The sequence below is a fragment of the Pirellulales bacterium genome, from assembly GCA_035546535.1.
GTDB lineage: Bacteria > Planctomycetota > Planctomycetia > Pirellulales > JACPPG01 > JACPPG01.
Window position 1 is genome coordinate 1 of sequence record DASZWQ010000093.1, and the last position, 2,068, is coordinate 2,068.

Below are 2,068 nucleotides of genomic sequence, written 5' to 3' on the forward strand. Positions count from 1 at the left end.
CGACCGCCGCGTGTCCGGCGGCGAGGCCCGCAGGCGCGCCATCGCGATGCTCGAATCGGTGCATATCCGCGACCCCGAACGCGTGTTCGGCCTCTATCCGCACGAGCTTTCGGGCGGCATGGGCCAGCGCGTGATGATCGCCATGATGCTGGTACGCGAACCGGATCTGCTGGTGGCGGACGAACCAACTTCGGCGCTCGACGTCACGGTGCGCACGCAGGTGCTCACCATCATCGACGAGCTGGTGACGCGGCGCGGCATGGGGCTCATCCTCATCAGCCACGACCTCAATCTGGTGTCGCGCTTCTGCGACCGCGTGCTGGTGATGTATGCGGGCCACGTGGTCGAAGACCTCAAGGCCAGCAACCTGCAGCAGGCGACACATCCGTACACGCGCGGACTGCTCGCGTGCCTGCCGACCATCGATGGGCCGCTCGACCCGCTGCCGACCCTCAACCGCGATGCGAGCTGGGCCGCGGCATGATCGAGATCGAACACCTCACCGTCCGCTTCGGACCCTCAACCGCGGTGCGCGATGTTTCGCTCACCGTGAACGATGGCGAGAGCTTCGGGCTCGTCGGCGAATCCGGCTCGGGCAAGTCGACGCTGCTGCGCTCGATCATGAACCTCAACCGCGACTGGGACGGCAAGATCACCATCAACGGCTTCGACGCTCACAAGACACCGCGCAAGCGGCTGGCGCGCGAAATCCAGATGGTGTTCCAGGACCTGTACGCGTCGCTCCATCCGCGCTACGTCATCGGCGAGCAGATCGCCGAGCCGATGCGGATCAATGGCATGGCCAATGCGGAGCAGCGCACGATCGAGCTGCTCGACCTGATCGGGCTCGGCGCGAAATTTCGCTTTCGCTTCCCACACGAGCTGAGCGGTGGGCAGCGGCAGCGCGTGTCGATCGCCCGGGCACTGGCGCTCAGCCCCAAGATTCTGCTGCTCGACGAGCCGACCTCGGCGCTCGATGTGTCGATCCAGGCCGAGATCCTCAATCTGCTCAACCGGCTGCGCCAGGAGCTGAAGCTGACCTTCGTGATCGTCAGCCACGACCTCGCGGTGGTGAGCTACATGTGCGACCGGCTGGCGGTGATGCGCAACGCCGAGATGGTGGAGCTGCTGAGCCGCGAGGAGCTGCGGAGCCGCAGCATCAAGACCGACTACACGAAGGCGCTGCTGGCGGCGTCGTAGATCACCCGCAGTGTCATTCCCGCGAAGGCGGGAATCCAGGAGTCCCACACTCGAGGTTCAGCGATCCTTGCTCTGGATCCCCGCCTTCGCGGGGATGACACCGTGATTATCACAAGGTCGGTGTCAGAACCGTCTTTCGACGAACCCGATTGATTGCCCCTGCCACCCCGTTGAGCACGCGCAATGCCAGCGCTTCGACCGGTTTGCGGAAGCGCCACTCGACCAGTTCGGAGAACACCCAGGCGATCAGCAGCGTCGCGGCCATTGCCAACGGCACGGCCAGCACGTTGGGCAGCGCGCGGTTGAGGTTGAACAGGAAGCTGACGCCGAGGTTCTCGTGGAGGAGATACCAGGAGAAGCTGACGAAGCCGACGCCGGCCAAAGCGCGCGACAACACCGGGACATGCGGGATGGGCATGCCCGCCGCGAAAGCGACGAGAGCGCCCAGGAGCACCATGGTCAGGACCGTCGTGACCACGGCCGCGACGACGTCGGTCGAACCGTCGAAGCCGGTGAACAAAGTCACCAGCGCCGCTTCGACTAGGCACAGCGCAAGCAGCGTGATGGTCAATGGCGTCGCCGGCTTGAGCATCCGGGCGAGGATGCCGATGGCAAAGAACGGCAGGTAGGGTGCGATGGTCGCGATGCCGATGAGCGCCTGCGGCAGGCGGCTGCCCGTCGCGAACTGATAGAGCATCGCCACCACCCAGAATGGCGCGGCGGCGAGCGACAGCCAAGCGAACACCGTCGCGAGCCGGCGTCGGTCGGGGATCAGCGCGGCGAGCAGCGCGAGCCCAGCATAGAACTTGATTTCAACCGCGATCGACCAGAACGAGCCGTTGATCCAACGGCCGTCGCCGACGAACAG

At 65.4% G+C, this 2,068-nt stretch carries 3 protein-coding genes; 2 read left to right on the plus strand and 1 reads right to left on the minus strand.

Translation table 11 applies throughout. The features are described from left to right. On the plus strand, nt 1-484 hold a 484-nt coding region (locus VHD36_11980; GenBank protein HVU88030.1), incomplete at its 5' end, for an ATP-binding cassette domain-containing protein. Next, entirely contained in the window at nt 481-1,200 is a 720-nt protein-coding gene (locus VHD36_11985) for an ABC transporter ATP-binding protein (GenBank protein HVU88031.1), read from the plus strand. The genes VHD36_11980 and VHD36_11985, both read left to right, overlap by 4 nt. Before the next feature lie 109 nt (nt 1,201-1,309). Here VHD36_11985 and VHD36_11990 read toward each other — a convergent pair. After that, nucleotides 1,310-2,068 (minus strand): acyltransferase family protein (locus VHD36_11990; protein HVU88032.1); only part of this gene is annotated, 759 nt, incomplete at its 5' end.